This is a genomic window from Nocardia anaemiae NBRC 100462 (assembly GCF_001612725.1).
GTDB classification, from domain to species: Bacteria; Actinomycetota; Actinomycetes; order Mycobacteriales; family Mycobacteriaceae; genus Nocardia; species Nocardia anaemiae.
Map to the genome: position 1 here is coordinate 173611 of NZ_BDAZ01000012.1, position 25834 is coordinate 199444.

2 protein-coding genes (1 of these 2 cut by a window edge) are annotated in these 25834 nt (G+C 66.4%); both read left to right on the plus strand.

The features are described from left to right. Entirely contained in the window at window positions 1–17658 is a 17658-nt protein-coding gene (locus NA5_RS09090) for a non-ribosomal peptide synthetase (protein ID WP_062983906.1), read from the plus strand. Then, on the plus strand, window positions 17658–25834 hold the beginning of the coding sequence (locus tag NA5_RS09095) for a non-ribosomal peptide synthetase (protein WP_062983908.1). 16963 nt of this gene lie beyond the right edge of the window; 8177 of the gene's 25140 nt are visible here — the first part of the coding sequence; the start codon lies at window positions 17658–17660; its stop codon lies beyond the right edge, outside the window. The genes NA5_RS09090 and NA5_RS09095 overlap by 1 nt, the downstream gene beginning before the upstream one ends.

Genomic DNA, 25834 nt, shown 5'->3' on the forward strand with positions numbered 1-25834 from the left:
GTGCACGGTACGGAGTTGGGTGGGGCGCGACCGGACGGGGCCGCGCGGCTGGCGAGTGACTGCTTACCGGACGCTCCCGACGACCAGCCGTTTCCGCTCGCACCGGCGCAGCTGGGGATCTGGTACGCGCAGCTGCTCGATCCCGACGTGCCGATCAATGTGGCCCAATACGTCGACGTGCCCGCCCTGCTGGACCCCGTGATCCTGCAGGAGGTATCGGTCATCGCGGCGCGGGAGTACCAATCGGTGCTGGTGCGACTCGGCGAATCCGGCGGGGTGCCGTATCAGTGCGTCGATCCGGCGAATTCCGTCGATATGCAGGTAATCGACCTGCGCGAATGTGCCGATCCGGTGGCCGAGGCGCAGCAATGGATGCGCGCCGATGCGAGCGCGCCGGTCGATATGCTGACCGATCGGCTGTTCACCGGTGCCCTGCTGCGCGTGGCCGATCAGCGGTGCTTCTGGTATCTGCGGGCGCATCACATCGTGCTCGACGGGTTCGGCGCGCTCAGCAATACGCAGCGCGCGGCGCAGTTGTACACGGCCAGGGTGCTCGGCACCGAGCCACCGGCGGTCCAGCCCGGTGCGCTGACCGAGCTGGTCGACGCCGAACTCGCCTACCGGGACAGCTCTCGCTTCGAGACCGACCGGGCGCACTGGGCCGAGCGGGTGGTCGGGCTCGACGGCGCTACCAGCCTGGATGGACGGACCGCACCGCGCTCGGCGGCCAATCTGATCGCGGCCCGGATGCTGCCGGATGCATTGGTCGACCGGATGAATTCGCTTGCGGCGAATCAAGATTCGACCCTCGCGGTGGTACTGCTCGCTGCCTTCGCCGGATACCTCGGACGGTTCACCGATCGGGACGAGGCGGTATTGAGTCTGCCGGTGACGGCGCGCACCAGCGCGCTCATGCGGCGCTCGGCCGGAATGCTGTCGAATATCGTGCCGCTGCGGCTCGCGGTCGACGGCACCTGGGGGGATCTGCTGCGGGCGACGCGGGTCGAGGTGGCGGGTGCGCTGCGGCACCAGCGGTATCGGCACGAGGACATTCGCCGCGATGCCGAGCACGACGGGCGGCCCGCGCGCCGTGCGCTGTTCGGTCCGCTGGCCAACATCATGCTGTTCGGCAGCGAGTTGACCCTCGGCGATGCGGTCGGCAGGCACCACGTCTTGTCCACCGGGCCGGTGGAGGACCTGAGCCTCAATGTCTATTACGGCGAGCGCGACAGCGTGCACGTCGATTTCGAGGCGAATCCGAATCTCTATACCGCAGACGACATCGCACGCCATCAGACCCGGTTCGTGCGGTATCTGGAGCGTCTGGTGGCCACCGAGGTGGATACGTCGATGGCGGCGGTGGCGCTGGCGACCGAACTGGAACTCGAGGTCAGCACCCGGATCTGGAATACGACCGGCTTCGATGTGCCAGCCGCGCTCGGCGGTGCGCCGACGCTGGTTTCGATGTTCGAGGCGCAGGTCGCGCGGACGCCGGATGCGGTCGCGGTGCGGTTCGCGGGTGTGCCGGATCTGACGTATCGGGAACTCGCGGCGCGCAGTAATCGGCTGGCACGGTATTTGATCGGACTCGGCGTCGGACCGGAAACGCGGGTCGCGCTCGGTATCCGTCGGTCGCCGGAACTGGTAATCGCCATATATGCCGTGCTCGCTGCCGGTGCGGCGTATGTGCCGCTCGATCCGGATCATCCGGCCGAGCGGACCGCGCACATTCTGGCTACCGCGCGACCGGCATGCGTACTGACAACTGAAGCCTTGGAGCTCTCCGGAGTACCGGTGATCCGTCTCGATGGCATGGATCTCACGGATTATTCGGATGGTCCGGTCTGGGATCGGGAACGTACCGCCGCGCTGCGACCGGGACAGCCCGCGTACGTGATCTTCACCTCGGGGTCGACCGGACTGCCGAAGGGGGTGGCGGTCACCCACGAGGCGATCGTGAATCGGCTGGTGTGGATGCAGCGGCAGTATCGGCTTTCGCCCGAAGATGTGGTGCTGCAGAAGACGCCCGCTACCTTCGATGTGTCGGTGTGGGAGTTCTTCTGGCCGTTGCAGATCGGGGCGCGGCTGGTGCTCGCCGAGCACGACGGTCACCGTGATCCGGCTTACCTGCGGGCCGTGATTGCCGAATATGGCATCACGACCGCACATTTCGTGCCATCTATGCTGGAAGCTTTTCTGGCACAGCAAGACTGCCCATCGGCGCTGCGCACCGTCTTCGCGTCCGGTGAGGCGCTACCCGCCGCGCTGGCGCAGCGGCTGCGGGCGCTGACCGGTGTGCGGCTGCACAACCTGTACGGTCCCACCGAGGCGGCGGTCGACGTCACCTTCCATGAAGTGACCGATACCGATACCCTCTCGGTGCCGATCGGCGCGCCGGTCTTCAATACCCGGCTCTACGTGCTCGATTCGCGGCTGCGGCCGGTACCGGTCGGGGCTGCGGGCGAGCTGTATCTGTCGGGGGTACAGCTCGCCCGTGGTTATCTCGGCCGCCCCGGGCTCACCGCCGACCGGTTCGTCGCGAATCCGTTCGGGTCGGCGACCCGGATGTACCGCACCGGTGACCTGGTGCGCTGGACCAACCACGGCGAGCTGGAGTACCTGGGCCGCACCGATTTCCAGGTGAAGTTGCGCGGGCTGCGGATCGAGCTCGGTGAGATCGAAGCCGTACTCGGAACCGTCGATTCGGTGCTGCGCGCCGTGGTCGTGGTGCGCGATGACGCCGGAGTGGGCGAGCAGCTGGTTGCCTATGTGGTCGAATCCGAGCCCGGCGCGGTTTCCTCCGGTGCACTGCGGGGCGCCGCCCTGCGCGCGCTGCCCGCATATATGGTGCCCGCGGCGTTCGTGGTGCTGGATGCGCTGCCGGTCAATGCCTCCGGAAAGCTGGATCGTGCCGCGCTGCCCGCGCCCGAGCGGATCTCGAACGAAAACGCCGAGGTCGCGACGCCGGTGCAGGCGGCGGTGGCGCGGGTATTCGGTGCGGTGCTCGGACACGAGCGGGTCGGGCGCGACGACGATTTCTTCGCGCTCGGCGGTAATAGTTTGGTGGCCACCCAGGTCGCGGCGCGGTTGGGCGCCGAACTGGGCTGTCGGCTCGGGGTTCGCGAATTGTTCACCGCTAGCACGGTGTCCGCACTCGCCGAACTCATCGAGCGGGCGGGTGGATCCAGTGGCGTGCCGGTGCTCGCGCAGCTGCGGGCGCGACACCGGCCGCCGCTGGTTCCGCTATCTCCGGCGCAGCAGCGGATCTGGTTCCTGAATCGGTTCGAGACTTCCAGCGCCGGTTACAACATGCCGTTCGTGGTGCGGTTGCGCGGTGCGGTCGATATTTTCGCGCTTCGGCAGGCCTTGGCCGATCTGGTCGATCGGCATGAGGTGCTGCGCACGATCTTTCCCGCGGTATCGGTCGGGATGGCGGCTCAGCAGGTCGTATTGTCCGCGGACGACATCGTCGTCGTGGGCGAGCCGGAATCGATCGGTGCCGACGAACTGGACGACGAGGTGACTCGATTCGCGGCGCTCGGATTCGACCTGGAGCGTGAAATACCCATTCGGGCACGCATCTTCCTGGTCGATGACGAGAGCTGTGCGTTGGCGCTGGTACTGCACCACATTGCCGCCGATGGCCTGTCACTGCGGGTATTGGCACGAGATGTGATGTCCGCGTATGGGAATCGGCACGCGGGCGAGGCGCCCGAATGGTCGCCGCTGTCGGTGCAGTACGCGGATTACAGTCTTTGGCAGCATGAGTTGCTCGGCTCGGCCGAGGATCGGGACGCGACATCGGCCCGGCAGCTGGAGTTCTGGACTGCCGCGCTTGCCGGTGCGCCCGATCTGATCGAGCTGCCCGCCGATCGAGCCCGGCCCGCCGTCGCATCCGGGCGCGGTGCGGTCTTCGGCTTCGAAATTCCGGGCGAGGTGCACGCCGAGATTGTGAAACTAGCCCGTGCCAAGGGCGTTTCCAACTTCATGGTGCTGCATGCCGCGCTGGCCGTGCTGCTTTCGCGGCTGTCCGGCAGCGACGACATCGTGATCGGTACGCCGGTGGCCGGACGCGGTGAACGGGCGCTGGACGATCTCGTCGGCATGTTCGTCAACACCCTGGTGCTGCGGACCGAAGTCGATGCCGCCGTGCCCTTCTCGGCACTCCTCGCACGGGTGCGTGAGACCGATCTGGCCGCCTTCGGTCATGCCGAATTGCCATTCGAGCAGCTGGTCGATGCCATCAACCCGCCGCGCTCGCAGGCGCGGCATCCGCTGTTCCAGGTATTGCTCGCTTTCGACAATGCCGCGGACATCGCCTTCGAACTCCCCGATTTGTCGGCCTGCACCAGTAGGGTGGAGACCGGAGTGACCAAATTCGATCTCCAGCTCACGGTCACCGAAGGCTTCGCCGGTGCCGGACTCGGGGAAGGTCCGGCACCGGCGGGGGTTCGGGCGGAGTTCACCTACACCACAGATCTATTCGACGAAGCCACCATCGCGGATTATGCGCGGTGGTTGGTTCGGTTGTTACGAGCGATCGTTGTCGATGCCGAGCAGGCGGTCGGGGATCTGCCGCTGCTGGATACGGCGGGTAGGCAGCGGGCGATCGAGTGCGGAATCGCTGAATCGTCCAGCCGTGCCGCGACACTGCTGGCTTCGTTCGAGTCGCAGGTGCGGCGGACGCCCGATGCTGTCGCACTTGTCGATGGGGCTGGGGCACTGAGCTATCGGAAGTTCTCTGCCCGGGTGAATCGGCTTGCTCGTCGGCTGATCGCAGCCGGGGTCGGGCCGGAGACGCTGGTCGTGCTCGGTATGCGGCGGTCGGTGGAGTTCGTTGTCGCCGCCTACGCCGTATTGACCGCGGGTGGCGGGTATGTGCCGGTGGATCCGGATCAACCGGCGGCGCGGCGTGCGCAGGTCGTTGCTTCGGCTCACCCGGTCTGTGTGCTGACTCGGTCGGGCGACCGGTGGTCGACCGGACCTTCGGTGCTGGCCGTCGATGCGCTGGACTGCTCCGGCTATTCGGATGCGCCGGTGCTGGATTCGGATCGGCTGCGTCCGCTGCGGGTGACCGATACGGCCTACGTCATCTTCACCTCCGGGTCCACCGGAGCACCGAAAGGTGTTGCGGTGCAGCATGCGTCGGTGGTCAATCAGATCGACTGGATTGCCGACGAGTACGGCATCGGTGCCGACGACGTGGTTCTTTTCAAGACTCCGGCGACCTTCGATGTGTCGGTGTGGGAGCTGTTCGCGCCATTGGCGCGCGGTGGGCGAATGGTCGTCGCCGCGCACGACGGGCATCGGGACAGTGCGTATCTGGCCGCGACCATTGCGGCGCATCGGGTGACGATGACCTCGTTCGTGCCGTCGATGCTGACGGTGTTCGCCGATACCACGGGCATAGCTGAGATCGCTTCGCTGCGTGCCGTTTTCGTGGCGGGTGAGGCGATGACCGGTGAAGCCGCCGCACGCTTTGCCGCGGTGTGTCGAGCTGAGCTGCACAATCTCTACGGTCCAACGGAATTCACGGTGCACGCCACCTATGCGGCGGTCGATGCGCGGATGCCTGGGGCGGTGCCGATCGGTCGGCCGGTGCGTTCGAGTCAGGTATTGGTGCTGGACGCGCGGTTGTGTCCGGTGCCGGACCTGGTCGTCGGCGAGCTGTACCTCTCCGGCGTTCAGCTGGCGCGCGGCTACCACGGGCGGGCGGACTTGACCGCCGAGCGGTTCGTGGCCAATCCGTATGGACCGACCGGAGCCCGGATGTATCGGACCGGTGATCTGGTGCGGCGCAATCGTGCCGGTGATCTGGAATACCTGGGGCGCAGTGACTTTCAGGTCAAGTTGCGGGGGCAGCGGATCGAGCTCGGCGAAATCGAGGCGGCGCTCGTCGCTGCCGACGATGTGCGGGCCGCGGCGGTTCGGGTGTTCGCGCATGCCGCGGGTGAGTTGTTGGTCGCCTATGTGGTGGCCGCCATTCCGGAGGCGGAGTTGCCCGACGTACTGGGGCAGCGGCTGCGCGCTGTGCTGCCCTCGTACATGGTGCCGACGGCCTATGTCGGAATGGCGGAAATGCCGCTGACCAGCTCGGGCAAGTTGAATCGCAAGGCATTGCCCGATCCGGTGCTGACCGCCGGAACATTTCGTCCCCCGGTTTCGTCTGCCGAGCATGCGGTTGCCGGGGTGTTCGCGGCGGTGCTCGGTCTCGATCGGGTCGGGCTGGATGACGACTTCTTCACGCTCGGCGGAAACTCCCTGGTCGCGACACAGATTGTCGCCCGGATCGGCGCGGTGGTCGATGCCGATATTCCGGTGCGGCTGTTGTTCGAGCATTCGACCGTGGCCGCGTTGGCCGCGCATCTGCCCGGTTCCGGGACCGCGCGGCGGGCGTTGGTCGCGGCGGATCGTCCCGATGTGGTGCCGCTCTCCTATGCGCAGCAGCGGATGTGGTTCCTCAACCAGTTCGACGCCGCCTCGGTCGCGAATAATCTGACGGCCGCGGTGCGACTTGTCGGTGCGCTCGATCTCGGCGCATTGACGGATGCGGTTGCCGATGTCATCGCCAGGCACGAGCCGCTGCGCACCAGATATCCAGCGGTCGATGGTGTTCCGCATCAGGAAGTGCTGCCCGTGGATCGCGGCGCGGTTTCGCTGGTGCCGGAGCTGGTTGACGTCACGGAGCTGGCCGATCGAATTCGAGACGCGGCGGCAATGCCTTTCGCCGTCGATCGGGAGTCCCCGGTTCGGCTGAGACTGCTGTGCGCCGGGACCGAGCATGTGCTCGTTGTGTCCATCCATCACATCAGTGCGGACGGTTGGTCCATCGCGCCGCTCACTCGGGATCTGATGGTCGCTTACGCGGCGCGGCGCGTCGGCTCGGAGCCGAACTGGGCGCCGCTGCCGGTGCAGTACGCCGATTACACACTGTGGCAGCGGGAAACGCTCGGTGCGGAGGACGATCCGAAATCGCTGATGGCCGAGCAGATCCGGTATTGGTCGACCGAATTGGCCGATCTGCCGGATGTGCTGACACTGCCGGGGGACCGGCCGCGTCCGGCGATCGCGTCGGGGCGTGGTGCGCGCCATGCCTTCGGCATCGATGCCGCGACCCATCGACGACTGCGTGAGGTGGCCGAAGGCGCGAATGCCTCCCTGTTCATGGTGCTGCACGCGGCATTCGCCACGCTGCTGACGAAACTCTCCGGGCAGCAGGATATTGCGATCGGGACGCCGGTCGCCGGGCGCGGCGCGGCCGAGCTGGACGGGCTCGTCGGCATGTTCGTCAACACCCTGGTGCTGCGGACCGATATACGGCCCGAAATGGCTTTCGCCGACTTGATCGCGGCGGTCCGCGACAGTGAGCTGCGCGCCCTCGCGCATGCCGATGTGCCATTCGAGCGGCTGGTCGAGGTATTGCATCCGGAACGTTCGGCGGCACGGCATCCGCTGTTCCAGGTCATGCTCGATTTCCAGAACACCGCGCAGACCAGCCTGGAGCTGGCCGGACTCGAAGCGTCGATGCTCGATATCGACACGCGGACAGCGAAATTCGATCTGCAACTGACGCTCACCGAGACCGTCAACGCGGCCGGTATGACAGCGACCTTCGAATACGCCACCGACCTTTTCGACGCGCGGACGGTCGCCGCGTTCGCGAATCGGCTACTACGCGTGCTCGATGCGGTCGCCGATCCGCACGTGCGGATCGGCGATATCGATCTGCTCGCCGACGACGAGCGGGCGCTGATCCTCGACGCCTGGAATGCGACAGCGCATCCGGTGCCTGCCGACGCGACGCTGGTATCGCTGTTCGAGGCGCAGGTCGCGCGGACGCCGGATGCGATCGCGGTCACCTTCGAAGGCGAATCGCTGACGTATGCGGAATTCGCGGGTCGGGTGAATCGGCTCGCGCGGCTGCTGGTGTCGATCGGTGTCGGCTCGGAGACCACGGTGGCCATCGGTATGCGGCGATCGGTGGATCTGGTCGTCGCCATATACGCGGTGCTCACGGCGGGTGGTGCGTATGTTCCGGTGGATCCGGAGCATCCGGCCGAGCGGATCACCCAGACGCTGCGGGCGGCGCGTCCGGTATGCGTACTGACCCGCACGCAGGATGGGCTGGATCTCGGCACCGAGCAGCGCGCGAGCGCATGGGCGGTACTCGATGTGGATCTGTTCGACACCTCCGACTATGCGAACGCACCACTCACCGATGACGATCGGCTGGGCTGCTCGGTGGCGGCCGATGCCGCGTACGTGATCTTCACCTCCGGCTCGACGGGGCGGCCCAAGGGTGTCGTGGTTGCGCATGCGGCGATTGTCAATCGGCTGGTGTGGATGCAGGACACCTACGCGCTGACCGGCGACGATGTGGTACTGCAGAAGACGCCCGCCACTTTCGATGTGTCGGTGTGGGAGTTCTTCTGGCCGTTGCAGGTCGGCGCGCGGCTGGTGGTGGCGCGGCCGGATGGGCATCGCGATCCGGCGTATCTGGCGCGGGTTATTCGTCGCGAGCGAGTCAGTGTCGCGCATTTCGTGCCGTCGATGTTGGTGGTGTTCGTCGCCGAACCCGCAGCGGCCGAGTGCGATTCGCTGCGGCTGGTCTTCGCATCGGGGGAGGCATTGGCCCCCAAGCCCGCTCATCGGTTGCGTGAGCTGACCGGTGCGGCAGTGCACAATCTCTACGGTCCGACCGAGGCCGCGGTGGATGTCACCAGCCACGAGGTCACCGATGCCGATGTGGATAGCGTGCCGATCGGTGGACCGGTATTCAACACCCGGGTCTATGTGCTCGATGCGCGGTTGCGTCCGGTGCCGGTGGGGCTTGCGGGCGAATTGTATTTGGCCGGTGCGCAATTGGCGCGCGGTTACATCGGACGGCCGGATCTGACAAGTGATCGGTTCGTCGCAAATCCGTTCGGCGATAGTACGCGGATGTATCGCACGGGAGATCTGGTGACCTGGCGTGCGGATGGGGTGCTCGAGTATGTGGGGCGCACTGATTTCCAGGTCAAGTTGCGTGGTCTGCGGATCGAGCTGGGGGATATCGAAACGGCGCTCACCACGGTGGATTCGATCGCGCAGGCCGTGGTTGTGCTGCGGGACGGGCAGCAACTGGTCGCCTACGTCGTCGCGGAATCCGGGGCGCGGGTCGAATCCGATGCCCTGAAATCCGCCGTGAGCAGGCAACTGCCCGCATATATGGTGCCGTCGGCGGTCGTCGTGCTCGATGAATTTCCGCTGAATGCTTCCGGGAAGTTGGATCGCAAGGCCCTGCCTGCGCCGGTATTCGAGGCCGCCGTTTTCCGGGCTCCCGGCACGGCGACCCAGGATATCGTCGCGCGGACCTTCGCCGAGGTGCTGAATGTCGAGCTGGTCGGCCTCGATGACGACTTCTTCGCCCTCGGTGGAAATTCACTGAATGCCACTCAGGTCGTTGCCCGGTTGGGGGCGGCGCTGGATACGCGGCTGCCGGTGCGGATGCTGTTCGATGCATCCACGGTTGTGGCGCTTGCGGCCGCGGCCGAGGCGCATGAGGGGCGTGGATATGTCGCGTTGCACGCGCGCCCGCGCCCCACGCGGATTCCGCTTTCCCCGGCTCAGCAGCGCATGTGGTTTCTCAACCGATTCCTTGCCGACGATGCGGGCGATGCCGTGCACAACATTCCGGTGGCGCTGCGGCTGACCGGCCAGCTCGATGTGGCGGCATTGTCGGCCGCGCTGGCCGATGTGGTCGCCCGGCACGAGGCACTGCGGACGGTCTACCCGGGCGGACCCGATGGCGCGGAGCAGGTGATCATCGCCGCGGCACGGGCCGTTCCGATATTGCGGCCGGAGCCGATCACCGAAGCCGACCTCGGGTCGCATCTTTGCGCATTCGCGGCGACCGCCTTCGACCTGACCACGGAGCCGCCACTGCGGGCCAGGCTGTTCACATATGGCGACGACCACGTGTTAGCGATTGTGCTGCACCATATTTCGGCCGACGGGTTCTCGCTCGGACCGCTCGCGAGCGATCTCATGACCGCCTACGCCGCACGTCGGGATGGCAGCGCGCCCGCATGGGCGGCATTGCCCGTGCAGTATGCCGACTACACGCTGTGGCAGGCCGAAACGCTCGGCACGGAAGCGGATCCGGAGTCGCAGGCGCACCGGCAACTCGCCTTCTGGCGGCGTGCGCTGGCGGGTCTGCCCGAACAACTGGAGCTGCCCACCGACCGGCCGCGACCCGCCGTCTCGTCGTATCGGGGTGACACCCACCGGCTGCGCATCGACTCCGATCTGCACAGTGAACTGCGCGAACTGGCCCGCAAGCGGGAAACGACGCTGTTCAGCACGATCCATGCGGCGCTCGCGGTGTTGCTGTCCCGCTTGTCCGTCAGCGAGGACATCGCGATCGGGACACCCGTCGCGGGTCGCGGTGATGCCGCGCTCGATGGGCTCATCGGAATGTTCGTCAACACCCTGGTATTGCGCACCCATATCGACACCAGGGCGCGCTTCGAGACGGTGCTGGATACCGTGCGCGCGCAGGATATCGAGGCGCTGTCGCACGCGGATGTGCCGTTCGAGCGGCTGGTCGAGGTCATCGCGCCGACCCGGGTGTTGAATCGGAATCCGCTGTTCCAGGTGGCGTTGACCTTCCAGAACTTCACCTTGCCGCCGCTCGAACTCGCCGATCTCGTGGTGCGTCCGGTCGAATTCGATGTGGCGGCAGCCAAATTCGATCTCCAGTTCACGGTGCTCGAATCCGATGACGCGGATGGCCGTGCGGACGGCATCGATATCGAGATCACCTATGCCACCGACCTTTTCGATGCGGGCACGATCGCGGTTCTCGGTCGCCGGTTCACCCAGGTGCTGGCGGCTATCGCCGCGGATGCCACGGTGGTGGTCGGGGATATCCAATTGCTCAGCGCCGAGGAACAGCATCGCGCACTGCACGAATGGTCCACTCCGACAACGGCTTATGTCACCGAGACGGACACCTTGGCCGAGCGGTTCGCGCTCGCGGCCGCCATCGACCCGACAGCGGTCGCGGTCCGCGCGGGGACCCGATCACTGACCTATGCCGAACTCGATGCCTGGTCGAATCGGCTGGCCCGGCGGCTGATCGCGGCCGGGGTCGGACCGGAAGCGCTGGTGGCGGTGGCGCTGCCGCGGTCGGTGGAACTGGTTGTCGCATTGGTCGCGGTGATCAAGGCGGGCGGTGGCTACCTGCCGATCGATCCGAACTATCCGGCGGATCGGATCGAATACGTACTCGATGACGCGCGTCCCATCTGCGCGATTGTCAGTGCCGCGACCGAATTGGCGTCCGGCTGGTTCGGCGGGCCGGTGCTCGATATCGCGGCCGCGAATCGCGGTTCGATCGACTCGGCCGCGATCACTCGGGCCGAGCGTCGCGGGTCGCTGAATCCGGCGCATACGGCCTATGTCATTTACACCTCCGGATCCACCGGGCAGCCGAAGGGTGTGGTCGTCCCGCACCGCAATGTGCTGCGCCTGCTGGATAACACCCAGTGCCACTTCGGGTTCGGGCCAGCGGACGTCTGGACACTGTTCCACTCCTACGCTTTCGATTTCTCGGTCTGGGAGCTGTGGGGTGCGCTGCTGCACGGCGGCACCCTCGTGGTGGTCGACTACTACACCTCGCGCTCACCGGAGCAGTTCCTGGAACTGCTCGCCGCGGAACGGGTGACGGTGCTGAACCAGACGCCGTCGGCGTTCTATCAACTGATTGCCGCGCCACCGCCCGCCGAACTCAGCTTGCGCTACGTCATTTTCGGTGGCGAGGCGCTGGAACCGCAGCGGCTCAGCGGCTGGTTCGCCAGGCACCCCCGCTCGCCGCGACTGGTGAATATGTACGGCATCACCGAGACCACCGTGCACGTGTCCTACCGGCCGATCGAGGCGGATACCGGCTCGGCGAGTGTGATCGGTGGGGCGATACCCGGATTGGTCGTGCGGGTGCTCGATGCGCGGCTGCGGCCCGTGCCGGTCGGTGTGCCCGGCGAGATCTACGTTTCCGGTGGTCAGCTGGCGCGTGGCTATCTCGGGCGGCCCGCGCTCACCGCGAGTCGGTTCGTGGCCGATCCATACGCCGTGGACGGTGGCCTGGCCTATCGGTCCGGTGACCTCGCACGGTGGACTGCCGACGGCGAGTTGGAGTATCTGGGCCGGGCCGACCAGCAGGTGAACCTGCGCGGATTCCGCATCGAGTTGGGCGAGATAGAGGCGGCGCTACTCGATGCGAGCGCCGCGGTGCGCGAGGTGGCGGTGGACGTGCGCCGCGATCTGGTGGACGAGTCGCGCATCGTCGCCTATGTGGTCGGCTTCGATGGGATCGATACCGCGGACCTTCGACAACAACTCGCGCGCCGGTTGCCCGAGCATATGGTGCCCGCCGCGATCGTGGTGGTAGATCGAATTCCCTTGACCGTCAATGGGAAGCTGGATCGGGCCGCGTTGCCCGCACCGGTGTTCGAGGCGACGACGTATCGCAAGCCGGGGACGCTCGTCGAGGAGATTGTCGCCGGGGTCTTCGCGGATGTGCTCGGGATGGCCGATGACGGTCTGATCGGTGCGGATGACGATTTCTTTGCCCTCGGTGGTTCCTCCCTGCTGGCCGCGAAGGCCGCGGCCCGGATCGGCGCCGCACTCGGGCGCACCATCGGCGTGCGCGCGCTGTTCGAATCGCCACGGGTCGCCGACCTCGCCGCAGCCGTTAGCGCGAGCGATACGACTGCGACCAGGCCCGCGCTGGTGGCCGGTGCACGTCCGGAACGGATTCCGCTCTCCCCGGCTCAGCAGCGGATGTGGTTCCTCAACCGGTTCGACCAGCACTCCATCGCCTACAACATTCCGGTGGCGCTGCGGCTCACCGGCGCACTGGATATCACGGCGCTACAGGCTGCGGTCGCGGACCTGATCGGCCGACACGAGTCGCTGCGGACCAGGTATCCGGAGATGGACGGCGCGGCGACTCAGATGATCGTGCCTGTAGCGCAGGCGATTCCGTCGCTGTATCCGACCGATATTTCCGAAGCCGAACTATCGGAACGCATTCGAGAGCTGGCCGCCACCACATTCGACGTGACCGCTAACATTCCGCTGCGGCTGCGGCTTTTCCGGATAGCGGGGCGCGCGGAGTTCGTATTGGCGGCGGTGCTGCATCACATTGCCGCGGATGGATCCTCGCTCGCGCCATTCATCCGTGACCTGATGCTGGCCTACAGCGCACGCCTGAATGACATCGCGCCCGGCTGGGCACCGCCCGCCATGCAGTACGCGGATTACGCACTGTGGCAGCGGAAGCTGCTCGGCGACGAGGATGATCCCGAATCGCTTTCGGCACAGCAGATCGCGTACTGGACCCGAACTCTGCACGGACTGCCCGATCAGCTGGCCCTACCGACCGACCACCCGCGCCCCGCACGGCAGAGTTCGCGCGGCGCGAAGGTGGACTTCGCGATCGACGCGCGGTTGCACGGCGCGCTCGTCGCGCTCGGAAGACGCAGTGGTGCAACGTTGTTCATGGTTGTCCATGCCGCGTTCGCCGCGCTGCTCGCCCGACTGTCCGGCGGTTCGGATATCGCGGTCGGTACGCCGATCGCGGGCCGCGGCGATGCGGAACTCGACGATGTGATCGGCATGTTCGTGAACACGCTGGTGCTGCGTACTCGGGTCGATGGCACCGCGAGTTTCGATGCGCTGCTCGAGCAGGCCATGGCGGCCGATATCGCCGCCTTCTCGCACGCGGATGTGCCGTTCGAGCGCCTGGTGGAGGTGCTGAATCCAGAACGATCGGCGGCGCGTCATCCGCTGTTCCAGGTCGGGCTTTCGTTCCAGAATCACGAGCGCGGCGAACTGAACCTACCCGGACTCGAAGTGAGTGAGGTCGAATTCGACAGTGGTGTTGCGCAGTTCGATCTGCATTTGTTCGCTGTCGATCACTACGGTGCGGACGGCGCGCCCGAGGGGATCGATCTCGCGCTCGGCTACGCGACCGACCTGTTCGAGCACGCTAGTGCACAGCGGTTCGGTGGGCAGCTATTGCGGCTGCTCGAAAAGATTGTCACCCAGTCGGATACGGCTGTCGGTGAGTTGGATCTGCTGGGCGCCGAGCGGACGCTGTTGCTCGAGGAGTGGAATCGGACCGCGCATCCGGTGGCCTCGGCGACGTTGGCCGATCTCATCGATGCTCAGGTGGCATTGACGCGCCAGAGTGTCGCGTTGATCGATGCGAGCTCGGAATCAGTGCTCAGCTATGCCGAATTCGACGCCGCGGTCAACAGGTTGGGACGCAAGTTGATTGCGGAGGGGGTCGGTCCGGAGGCGACTGTCGTGCTCGCCATGCGGCGCTCGATCGAGTTGGTTGTCGCCATGTACGCGGTGGTGCGGGCCGGTGGTGCGTATGTGCCGATTGATCCGGACCATCCGGCTGACCGGATCGCCTATGTCATCGAAACTGCCGCACCCGTGTGTTTGCTCACCACGTCACGCGACGGACTGCCTATCGAAACCTCACTTCCCGCAATGGAAGTGGATCGACTCGAGTTGGCGAGCTACGCGGCGACTCCGATCGGGGATGGCGAACGGGTGCGACCGTTGCGGCCCGAGCACCCGGCGTATGTGATCTTCACCTCCGGTTCGACCGGACTGCCCAAGGGGGTCACCGTTTCGCATGCGGCGATCGTCAATCAATTGGCCTGGCTGCGTGACCGCTTCGCGCTCGGATCGCACGAGTGCGCGCTGCTGAAGACTCCGGCGACCTTCGACCTCTCGGTATGGGAGTTCTGGTCGGTCCTGACGACGGGTGGTCGCCTGGTGGTGACCGAGCCCGGCGCCGAGCGCGAGCCGGACCTGTTGCGGACACTGATCGAACGGCATGCGGTGACGGTGCTGCACGCCGTGCCGTCGCTGGTCGGCCTGTTGCTCGCGGTATCGAATGCGCCGCTACCGGATTCACTACGGCAGGTGCTCGCCATCGGTGAGGCACTGCCGCCTGCCACCACTATCGAATTCCGGCGTCGCGCCGGACATTCCGGCGCGCGACTGTTCAACCTGTACGGCCCGACCGAGGCGGCCGTATCGATCACCGCCTTCGAAGTGGATGCGGACCCGACCCATATCGTGCCGATCGGCGCGCCCGCCTGGAACAGCCGGGTCTACGTGCTCGATGCACGGCTGCAACCTGTCCCGGTTGGCGTATCCGGCGAGTTGTATTTGGCCGGTGCGCAATTGGCGCGCGGCTATCAGCGCAGGCCCGCGCTGACGGCCGACCGGTTCGTCGCGGATCCCTTCGCCGTGGGTACCACGATGTACCGGACCGGCGATATCGTCCGCTGGCGTCCGGAGGGTGCGCTGGAATACCTGGAGCGGGCGGACTTCCAGGTTAAGATCGGCGGCTTCCGGATCGAGCTCGGCGAGGTGGAGGCCGCATTGCTGCGGCTGCCGGAGGTGCGTGCCGCGGTCGCGGTGGCGTCCGCCGACGATCACGCCGGAGCTCGGCTCATCGCCTATGTCGCGGTGCCGGGCTCGACGGGTGCTGAGCTGGCCGGGACCTTGCGTGCGGCGGTGGCCGCGGAACTGCCCACCTATATGGTGCCCGCCGCGATCGTGGTGCTGGAGTCGTTGCCGCTCAATGCCAATGGCAAGGTCGATCGGGCCGCATTGCCCGAGCCAGTATTCACCACGGCTACCTTCCGGGCACCGGCCACTGATCTGGAGCGCTTGGTCGCGGCCACCTTCGTCGAGGTAATCGCGGCCGCGGAAATGGTCGGGCTGGACAGCGATTTCTTCGCGCTCGGCGGCAATTCGCTGCTGGCGACCCGGCTGGCAGCGCAGCTGGGCTCGACACTCGGAATGCGGGTTCCGGTGGCCGCGGTGTTCGACGCATCCACCGTCGGCCTGCTCGCCGCGCGACTGGCCGAACTCGGGGACGCCGATGCCAGGCCAGCGCTGACCCGACGCTCCGGCACCGCACCCACCCCGCTATCGCTGGCACAGCAGCGGATGTGGGTGGTCAACCGGCTGGCCCCCAACTCCTCGGCCTACAACATTCCCGCAGCGTTGCGTCTGACCGGTGCACTGGGTACCGCTGCCCTGACCGCGGCCGTCCTGGACGTGATCGAGCGCCACGAAATCCTGCGCACCCGATATCCGGATGCCGAACCGGAACCGGTGCAACAGGTGCTGGACGTCACCGAGGTCGATCTGGAACCGGTCCTGGTGGCACCGGGTGATATCGACGTACGCATCGCTGAATTCGTCGCCGCCGGTTTCGATATCACCGCATCGCCACCGATCCGCGCCGCGCTGTTCCGCACCGATATCGACGAGCACGTACTCGTCGTGGTGCTGCACCACATCAGCGCCGACGGCTATTCGGTCGCACCGATGACGCGGGATCTCATGCGTGCCTACCTCAGCCGGACCGCGGGCAATGCGCCCGATTGGTCGCCATTGCCGATCCAGTACGCCGATTACAGCGTGTGGCAACGCGCGGTGCTCGGCTCCGACCGCGATTCGAGCAGTCTGCTGTCTCGGCAACTCAGCTTTTGGACAACCGAATTGGCGGGCCTGCCCGAACTTCTCCCATTGCCGACCGATAGACCGCGTCCGGCGCGCCGCGATATGCGTGGTGCCACAGTCGGTTTCGAAGTCGACGCCATGCTCGCCGATCGACTGGCGGCCGTCGCCAGTGCGCACGGCACCACGCTGTTCACCGTGCTTCACAGCGCGTTCGCGGTCCTGCTCGCCAAGCTTTCCGGCACCGCGGATATCGCCATCGGCGCACCGGTCGCCGGGCGCGGTGAACCGGAGCTCGACGATCTGATCGGCATGTTCGTCAATACCGTTGTGCTGCGCACCCAGGTCGACGCACGCACCGGCTTCGCGGATCTGCTTCGACAGGCCAGGGATCGCGATATCGCGGCGCTCTCGCATGCCGACGTGCCGTTCGAGCGGGTGGTCGATGCCATGGGCCGCACCAGGTCCAGTGCCTATACGCCGCTGTTCCAGGTGATGTTCGCCTTCCAGAACATGCCGTCCGGCCGAGTCACATTGCCCGGCATCGAGGTCGAGGTGCTCGACCTCGAGCTGGCCGAGGCCAAATACGACCTGCAACTCACCGGCATCGAATTGTTCGATGCGGCCGGTGACCTGGCCGGATTGAATATGCGATTCGGTTACGCGACCGACATTTTCGATGCCGCGACGGTCCGGCTTTTTGCCGCGCGGCTACTTCGCATATTCGCGGCAGTCGCGCAGGACCCCGCCATCGCCATCCGAGCCATCGACATTCGCGGCGAACAGTCCCGTGGCGAACGATCGACCAGCCCGGCGGATCTGCCCGCGCTGATCACGGCCGCTGCCGAAATCGCGCCCGGTGCATTTGCTTTCACCCACGACACGCACACGGTGACATTCGGCGAGCTGGCCACCAAGCTCGTGACGGTCGCCAGGGCCATGGGCGCGACCGCGAAACCGGAAGCGCTCCTCAATGTCGCTCTCGCCGGGCTGGTCCCCGGCCTCTTGGCCGCCCTCGGCGGCAGTGGTCTCGCCGCGGTCCTGCGGATCCTGCGCACCGAGGCGCAGGCCGTACTCGCCAACTCTGGTTCGGAAATCGATTCGGAAGGAATTAGCTGATGTCCCAGGCAGAATCGGTCGCATCCAGCGAAATCGGCAATCATGTTGCCGCTTATGATCATTCGGCGCTGCGCCGGGCGTACGGGCTCGACGATCTCCCCATCCTGATCGATAAGGTCGCCGAATCGGATCCGGAGCGGGTCGCCCTGCGGCACGACGGGACCACCATCACCTACGCCGCGCTGGCCACCGAGATCATGGTGCTGGACGAGGCGATGGGCGGCGGTCTCGGTGCCGACACGCTGGTATCGGTCGTGGTCTCCAGTCAGCTGCCCGCTCTGCTGGAGTCCGTGGACGGCGCACTGGGCACCGTGCTGGAGCAACTGCTCGACGATGCCCTGACCGCGGCGGCGCACCTGCTGCCGTCGATATTCGCGCCGATCGAGACGTTGGTCAGCGAATTCGAGGAGCAGGTGCGCCGGACGCCGGACGCGGTGGCACTGGAATTCGCGGGTGCGACGCTGACGTATGCGGAGTTCGACAACCGGGTGAACGCCCTCGCGAGACGGTTGATCGAGCTGGGTGTCGGCCCGGACAGTCTGGTCGGTCTCGCGGTGCGACGCTCATTCGACCTTATGGTCGGGATGTACTCGATCTTGAAGGCGGGCGGCGCGTATGTGCCGATCGATCCGGAGCATCCGGCCGAACGCATCGCTTATGTGCTCGAGGTCGCCGCACCCGTCCTGGTCCTCACCACGACCCATGACCAGCCCGAGCTCGGCCCGGATATCCCGGTTCTGCGGATCGACGAATTCGACACCGTCGAGGCGGCGTCGGTCGATGGCCGCTCGCTCTCGCCGGACAATACGGCCTACGTCATCTTCACCTCGGGTTCGACCGGCCGCCCGAAAGGCGTTGCGGTATCGCATCGGTCGATCCTGGCCAATCTGCGATGGCGACAACGGCTGTATCGACTACGCGGCGACGATGTGGTGCTACAGAAGACGCCGTTCACTTTCGATGTCTCGGTCTGGGAGTTCTTCTGGCCATTGCAGGTCGGCGCGCGGTTGGTGATCGCGGCGCCGGATGGTCATCGTGATCCGGCCTATCTGGCGCGCACGATCGCCGAACGTGGCATTACCGTCGCGCATTTCGTTCCGTCGATGCTCGCGGTATTCGTGGCCGAACCGCAGATCGAAAGTGCGGCACGGTCGCTGCGCCTGGTATTCGCTTCCGGCGAGGCGCTACCCGCCGCCACCGCGGCCGCCTTCCGCGATATCAGCGGCGCGACACTGCACAACCTGTACGGCCCCACCGAGGCCGCCGTCGATGTCACCGCGCACGAGGTCACCGCCGTCGACAGCACGACCGTGCCGATCGGCACGCCCGCCGATGACACCGAGTTGCTGGTTTTGGACGACAATCTGCGGCCGGTGGCCAGTGGCGTCGTCGGTGAGCTCTATCTCGCCGGTGTGCAGTTGGCTCGCGGCTATGTGGCCCGTCCCGGGCTGACAGCGGACCGCTTCGTGGCCAATCCGCAAGGGGCGCCCGGTGATCGGATGTACCGCACCGGCGACCTGGTCCGCTGGCGCACCGATGGTGACGGCGGCCCGGACGAACTGGAATATCTGGGTCGCATCGACTTCCAGGTCAAGTTGCGCGGGCTGCGGATCGAACTCGGCGAGGTGGAGGCGGCGCTGCTGCGCAATGAGCGGGTCGCGCAGGCCGCGGTGCTGCTGCACCGGCATGCCGGTGGCGATCACCTGGTCGGTTACGTGGTGGCCGAGCGTGGTGTCACCGTCGATCCGGTCGCCGTGCTGGAATCCACCCGCCGCGACCTTCCGGACTACATGGTGCCGTCGCTGGTGATCGTCCTCGACGAAATGCCGATCAATGCCAATGGCAAGCTCGATCGGCGCGCACTGCCGGAACCGGTATTCGGATCGGTCGCATACCGGGCACCATCGACCGAGGCGGAGGTGGCCGTCGCCGCGATCTTCGGCGAACTGCTGGAGACGGATCGAGTCGGCGCGGACGACGATTTTTTCGCGCTCGGCGGCAATTCGCTGATCGCTACCCGCGCCATTGCCCGAATCGGGGCCGCGCTCGGCATTGCCGTCGATGTCCGCGATTTTTTCGACCGCCCGACGGTAGCGGCGCTGGCCGGGCTGGCACGGACCGGAGCCGCACGACCCGCACTCACGGCAGCGGTCCGGCCGCAGCACATTCCGCTGTCCCCGGCGCAGCGGCGCATGTGGTTTCTCAACCGGTTCGGCACGCACACCGAATCCGCCTACGTCTTCGATACCGCGGCGGTGGACAACATTCCGGTCGCACTGCGGCTGCGCGGCCCGCTCGAGGTCACCGCCTTGTCCGCGGCGATTACCGATCTCGTCGCCAGGCACGAGATCCTGCGCACCGTCTATCCACAGACCGCCGACGGCCCGGCCCAGGTGGTGCGGCCCGTGCATGCCGTATTCGACCTGTCGCCGAGCGATATTCCGGAGTCCGAACTCGCTGCCGCCGTATTGGCCAGCGCGGTACAGGGATTCGATGTCGCCGAGGAGATCCCGGTTCGGGTGCGATTGCTGCGCAGCGGACCCGAGGACCACACGTTGGTCCTGGTGGTGCATCACATTGCCGCCGACGGTGTCTCGATGGGACCGCTGATGCGCGATCTCGTCACCGCCTACGCGGCCCGTCGCGCCGGACGCCGACCCGACTGGGCACCGCTGCCGGTGCAGTACGCGGACTACGCGCTGTGGCAGCAGCGGGTGCTCGGCGACGAGGACGATCCCGAATCGGTGGCCGCGCGTCAGCTCGGTTTCTGGGCAACGGAATTGGCCGACCTGCCCGCACAGCTGGATCTGCCCACCGATCGGCCCCGCCCCGCCGTCGCGTCCTACCGCGGGGCGACCCATGAGTTCGTCATCGACGCGGAGCTACGTCAGGCGATCGACCGGATTGCCGCTCGCAGCCGAGCCACGCCATTCATGGTGGTCCACACCGCACTCGCGGTCTTGCTCGCGCGGCTGTCCGGCACCTCCGATATCGCCATCGGCACACCGGTCGCGGGCCGCGGCGATCGCGCCCTGGACGATCTCGTCGGCATGTTCGTCAATACCCTGGTGCTGCGTACCGAGGTACGGGGTGAGCTGAGCTTCGCCGACCTGCTCGCCAATGCGCGTGAGCGCGATCTGCATGCCTTCGCGCACAGCGATATTTCCTTCGAACGGCTGGTCGAGGTGGTGAATCCGGCGCGCTCCCCGGGCAGGCATCCGCTGTTCCAGGTCGCGCTGTTCATGCAGAACATCGGGCCGATCGCGCTCACAATGCCCGGCCTGGACGCGGAACTGGTCGATTTCGATCCCGGCTTCGCCAAATTCGATCTGCAGCTGACTCTTTCCGATACCGCGACCGGCTACCGTGCCGAATTCACCTATGCCACCGACTTGTTCGACGCCGCGACGGTGCGCGAATTCGGTATCAAGTTTCTCCGACTGCTGCGCACGGCCACCGCCGATCCGGAGATCGCGGTCGGCGATATCGAACTCCTCGACGCGGGCGAACTCGATTACGTGACCGCCAGCTGGAATGCCAGCGGGCACAAGGTCGCCGATCGGTTTCTGCACGAAGGTTTCGACAGCCAGGTTCGTCGCACGCCGAATGCTATTGCCCTGGTTTCCGATACCACCGAACTCACATACACCGAACTATCCGAGCGGGCCAATCGCCTCGCGCGCCTGCTGATCAGCACCGGCGTCGGCCCGGAATCGCTGGTGGTACTCGCGCTGCCGCGCTCGATCGAGCTGGTGGTCGCGATGTATGCGGTGCTGCGTGCCGGTGGCGCCTATGTGCCGGTGGATCCCGAGCATCCGGCCGAACGCATCTGGCACATCCTCGATACCGCCCGGCCGCATTCGGTACTCACCACCCGCGGCACCGGGTTCGCCCTCCCCGCGACCGTGCCGCCGAGCGTGCGCCTGCACCATCTCGATGAACTGGATCTGTCCGGGTACTCGGCGGCAAAGATCGCCGATCGCGAGCGCCGGGCGCTGCTGCGGCCCGAGCACCCCGCCTACGTAATCTTCACCTCCGGCTCGACGGGCCGACCGAAGGGCGTATCGGTCGAGCACCGCGCCATCGCCAACCAACTCGCCTGGATGCACGCCGAATATCGGCCGCGCGTCGGCGATGTCTACCTGCAGAAGACCGCGACCACCTTCGACGTTTCGCTGTGGGGTTACTTCCTGCCGCTGCGCGCGGGCGCGACCCTGCTCCTCGCCGCGCCCGATGGCCATCGCGATCCGCGCTATCTCGCCGAAACCATTGCCCGCCACGGTGTCACACTGACCGACTTCGTGCCGTCGATGCTCGCGGTTTTCGCAGCCAATGCCGAAGCGAACGAACTGGATTCGCTGCGCGATGTTTTCGTCATCGGCGAGGCCTTGCCGCCCGAGACCGTCGCGGCCTTCCATTCGGTCGGCGATGCCGCGCTGCACAACCTGTACGGCCCGACCGAGGCGGCCGTGTCCATCACCTATCGCGAGGTCACGGTCGACGACGAGCTGGTGCCGATCGGCGAGCCGGAATGGAATTCGCAGGTGTATGTGCTGGATGCGCGACTGCATCCGGTACCCATCGGGGTACCCGGCGAATTGTATTTGGCCGGTGACCAACTGGCCCGCGGCTATCACGGTCGAGTCGATCTGACCGCGGATCGCTTCGTGGCCAACCCTTTCGGCAGAGCGGGTGCGCGGATGTATCGCACCGGGGATCTGGTGCGCTGGAGCGCGGAAGGGGAGCTCGTCTACCTCGGCCGGATGGACTTCCAGGTGAAGTTCCGCGGTCAGCGCGTCGAGCTGGCCGAGATCGAGTCCGCATTGCTCGCTGTGCCGGAGGTGAGTCAGGCCGCGGTACGGCTGATCGACGGCGACTATCTCGCTGGGTATGTGATTCGCGCGCCGGGCAGTGCTCTGGATCTGGATGCGGTCAAGGCCGGGCTAGCCCAGCGTCTGCCCGGATATATGGTGCCGACCGCGCTGATCGAGCTGTCCGAATTCCCGCTCAATACCAGCGGCAAGCTGGACCGCAAGGCGCTGCCGGTGCCGGTGCTGCGGCAGCAGAGCTTCCGTGCACCGACCAATGCGGCCCAGCGTCTGGTCGCCTCGGTATTCGCCGAGGTACTGCGGGTGCGACGAGTCGGCCTCGACGACGACTTCTTCGCGCTCGGCGGCAGTTCGCTGGACGCCACCCAGGTCACCGCGCGGGTGGGGGAGGCCATCGGCACGCGCATCCCAGTGCGCGCCCTTTTCGACGCCTCGACCGTCGAGGGATTCGCCGTCGCCGTCGACGAACTCAGCATGGCCGGTGCGTCCGCGCGTCCGCTGGTGCGCCGCGAGCGTCCGGCGCGCATTCCGCTCGCGCCCGCCCAGCAGCGGCTGTGGTTTATCAACCGGATCGAAACCCAGGACGGTGCCGCCAGCGTTTACAACCTCCCGGTTGTGCTCCGGCTCACCGGCAGACTCGATGTCAGAGCGCTCGAGCGTGCGGTGCTCGATGTGCTGTCCAGGCACGAATCCCTGCGCACCATCTACCCGGACGGCGAATCCGGTCCGTACCAGTCGATTCTCGCCCCGGCCGATATCGGCCTCACCCTCGAGCCGGTACCCGTCGAACGTGCCGATCTGACCGCTGCCATTACCGCGATCACGGCCGCCGGATTCGATGTGACGACCGAACTGCCCTCGCGCGTCGCATTATTGAGCGTCGACCGGGTCGACGACCGGCGCGGCATTTCCGGTGACGAGTACGTGCTGGTCTTCGTCGTCCACCATATCGCCGCCGACGCACTATCGATGACACCGCTGATCACCGACCTGGTGCACGCCTACCTGGCCAGGTTGACCAGCCGGAAGCCGGATTGGCACGAGCTGCCGGTGCAGTACGCCGACTACAGCCTCTGGCATCGCGAACTGCTCGGCTCCGAGGACCGGCCCGGCGATCCGGCCTACCAGCAATTGCGATTCTGGCGCGCCGCCCTCGACGGCATGCCGACCCAACTCGCGCTGCCGACCGACCGGCCGCGCCCGGCGCTGGCTTCCGATCGCGGTGCCGCAGTGGAATTCGGGGTCGAGCCCGAGTTGGCCGCCGCGCTGCGGGTACTCGCCCATCACAGTGGCGCGACGCTGTTCATGGTGGCGCACGCGGCCTTCGCGGCGACGCTCGCCAGACTGAGCGGCACCGATGACGTGGTGATCGGCTCGCCCGTCGGTGGTCGCGGCGAGCGCCAACTCGACGCGCTCATCGGCATGTTCGTCAACACGGTGGTGCTGCGAACTCCGGTCGACGCGACGGCCACCTTCGCCGAACTCCTCGCAGGCGTGCGTGATCGCGATCTCGCGGCCTTCGCCAATGCCGATCTGCCGTTCGAGCGGCTGGTCGATGCCATGTCGGTGGACCGGAGCACCGGCGCGCACCCGCTGTTCCAGGTGCTGTTCAGCTTCGGTACGGCACCGCGCATTGTCGCGGGCAGTCGGGCGCTCGAAGTGCCGTGGCTGACCGTGGAACCGCTCGAATCGCCCGACCCCACAGCGAAATTCGATCTGCATCTGGTGGTGAACGAACGCGCCGGTGAGCACGGTCTCACCGGCAGCCTGCGTTACGCCACCGATCTGTTCGATGCCGCGACCATCGCCGCATTCGTCACCCGCTTTCGGCGTCTGCTCGCCACCGTGGCCGCTGCGCCGCAGACCCGGATCGGCGACATCGAGTTGTTGGCCGCCGACGAGCGGTCGGTGTTGGAACGCTGGAACGACACGACGCACGTCATCGACGAAACCCAGACGCTCCCCTCGTTATTCGCCATGCAGGTGGCACGCACGCCGAGCGCACCCGCACTTACCTTCGAGGGCACAACGCTGTCCTATGCCGAGTTCGCTGGACGGGTGAATCGGCTGGCACGCTGGCTCATCGAGCGGGGCGTCGGTCCGGATTCTCTTGTCGCACTGGGCATGCGGCGCTCTGTCGATCTGGTGGTGGGCATATATGCGATCACCGTGGCGGGCGGTGGCTATGTACCGCTGGATCCGGATCATCCGGCCGAACGCACCGGCCACATCCTCGATACCGCCGCTCCGCGCTGCGTGCTGACCTCGGGCCTGGATTTGGATATCGCAGCCGTGCAGGTCCGTATCGATCGACTCGACCTTTCCAGGTATTCGTTCGCGCCGATTACCGATGCCGATCGGTGCGCACCACTGCGGTCCGCGAATACCGCCTACGTCATCTTCACCTCGGGTTCCACCGGTCGGCCCAAGGGCGTGGCGATGAGCCACCAGGGCATCGTGAACCGGCTGTTGTGGATGCAGTCGGCGCATGTCGCGCTCGATGGCACCGATGCGCTGCTGCAGAAGACACCGGTCACCTTCGACGTCTCGGTCCCGGAGTTCTTCTGGCCGTTGCAGGTCGGTGCCCGGCTGGTGCTGGCTCGTCCGGACGGTCATCAGGATCCGGTGTATCTGGCGGATCTGATTCGGCGCGAGGGCATTACGGTCGCGCACTTCGTACCCTCCATGCTCGCTGTCTTCGTTTCCGACGATCTCGACGTGCCCACACTGCGGCACGTGTTCTGCTCGGGCGAGGCACTACCCGCGACAACCGCGCAGCGCGCACGTGCCATCACCGGAGCGCGTGTGCACAACATGTACGGGCCCACCGAAGCGGCGGTCGAGGTCAGCGCGTACGAGGTGACGGATGTCGATAGCGGTCCGCTGCCGATGGGCGCGCCGATCTGGAACACCCGTGTGCATGTGCTGGATGCAGGGTTGCGTCAGGTGCCGGTGGGGGTGCCCGGGGAGCTGTATCTTGCCGGAGCTCAGTTGGCTCGCGGCTATCTCGGTCGGGCCGATCTGACCGGTGAGCGGTTCGTGGCCGATCCGTTCGGTCCGGCCGGTACCCGCATGTATCGCACCGGCGATCTGGTCGTCTGGCGAGAGCCGGGTGTGCTGGAATTCCTCGGCCGCACCGACTTCCAGGTCAAGGTCCGCGGCCTGCGGATCGAACTCGGTGAGATCGAGTCGGCATTGCTGTCGGTTGTCGGTATCGCACAGGCCGTCGTCCTGGTTCGAGACGATCAGCTGGTCGCCTACCTGGTGGCAGATGGCGGACTCGATACCGACAGCGTTCGAGCCGAACTCGCGCGTCGGCTGCCCAGCTATATGGTCCCGTCGGCATA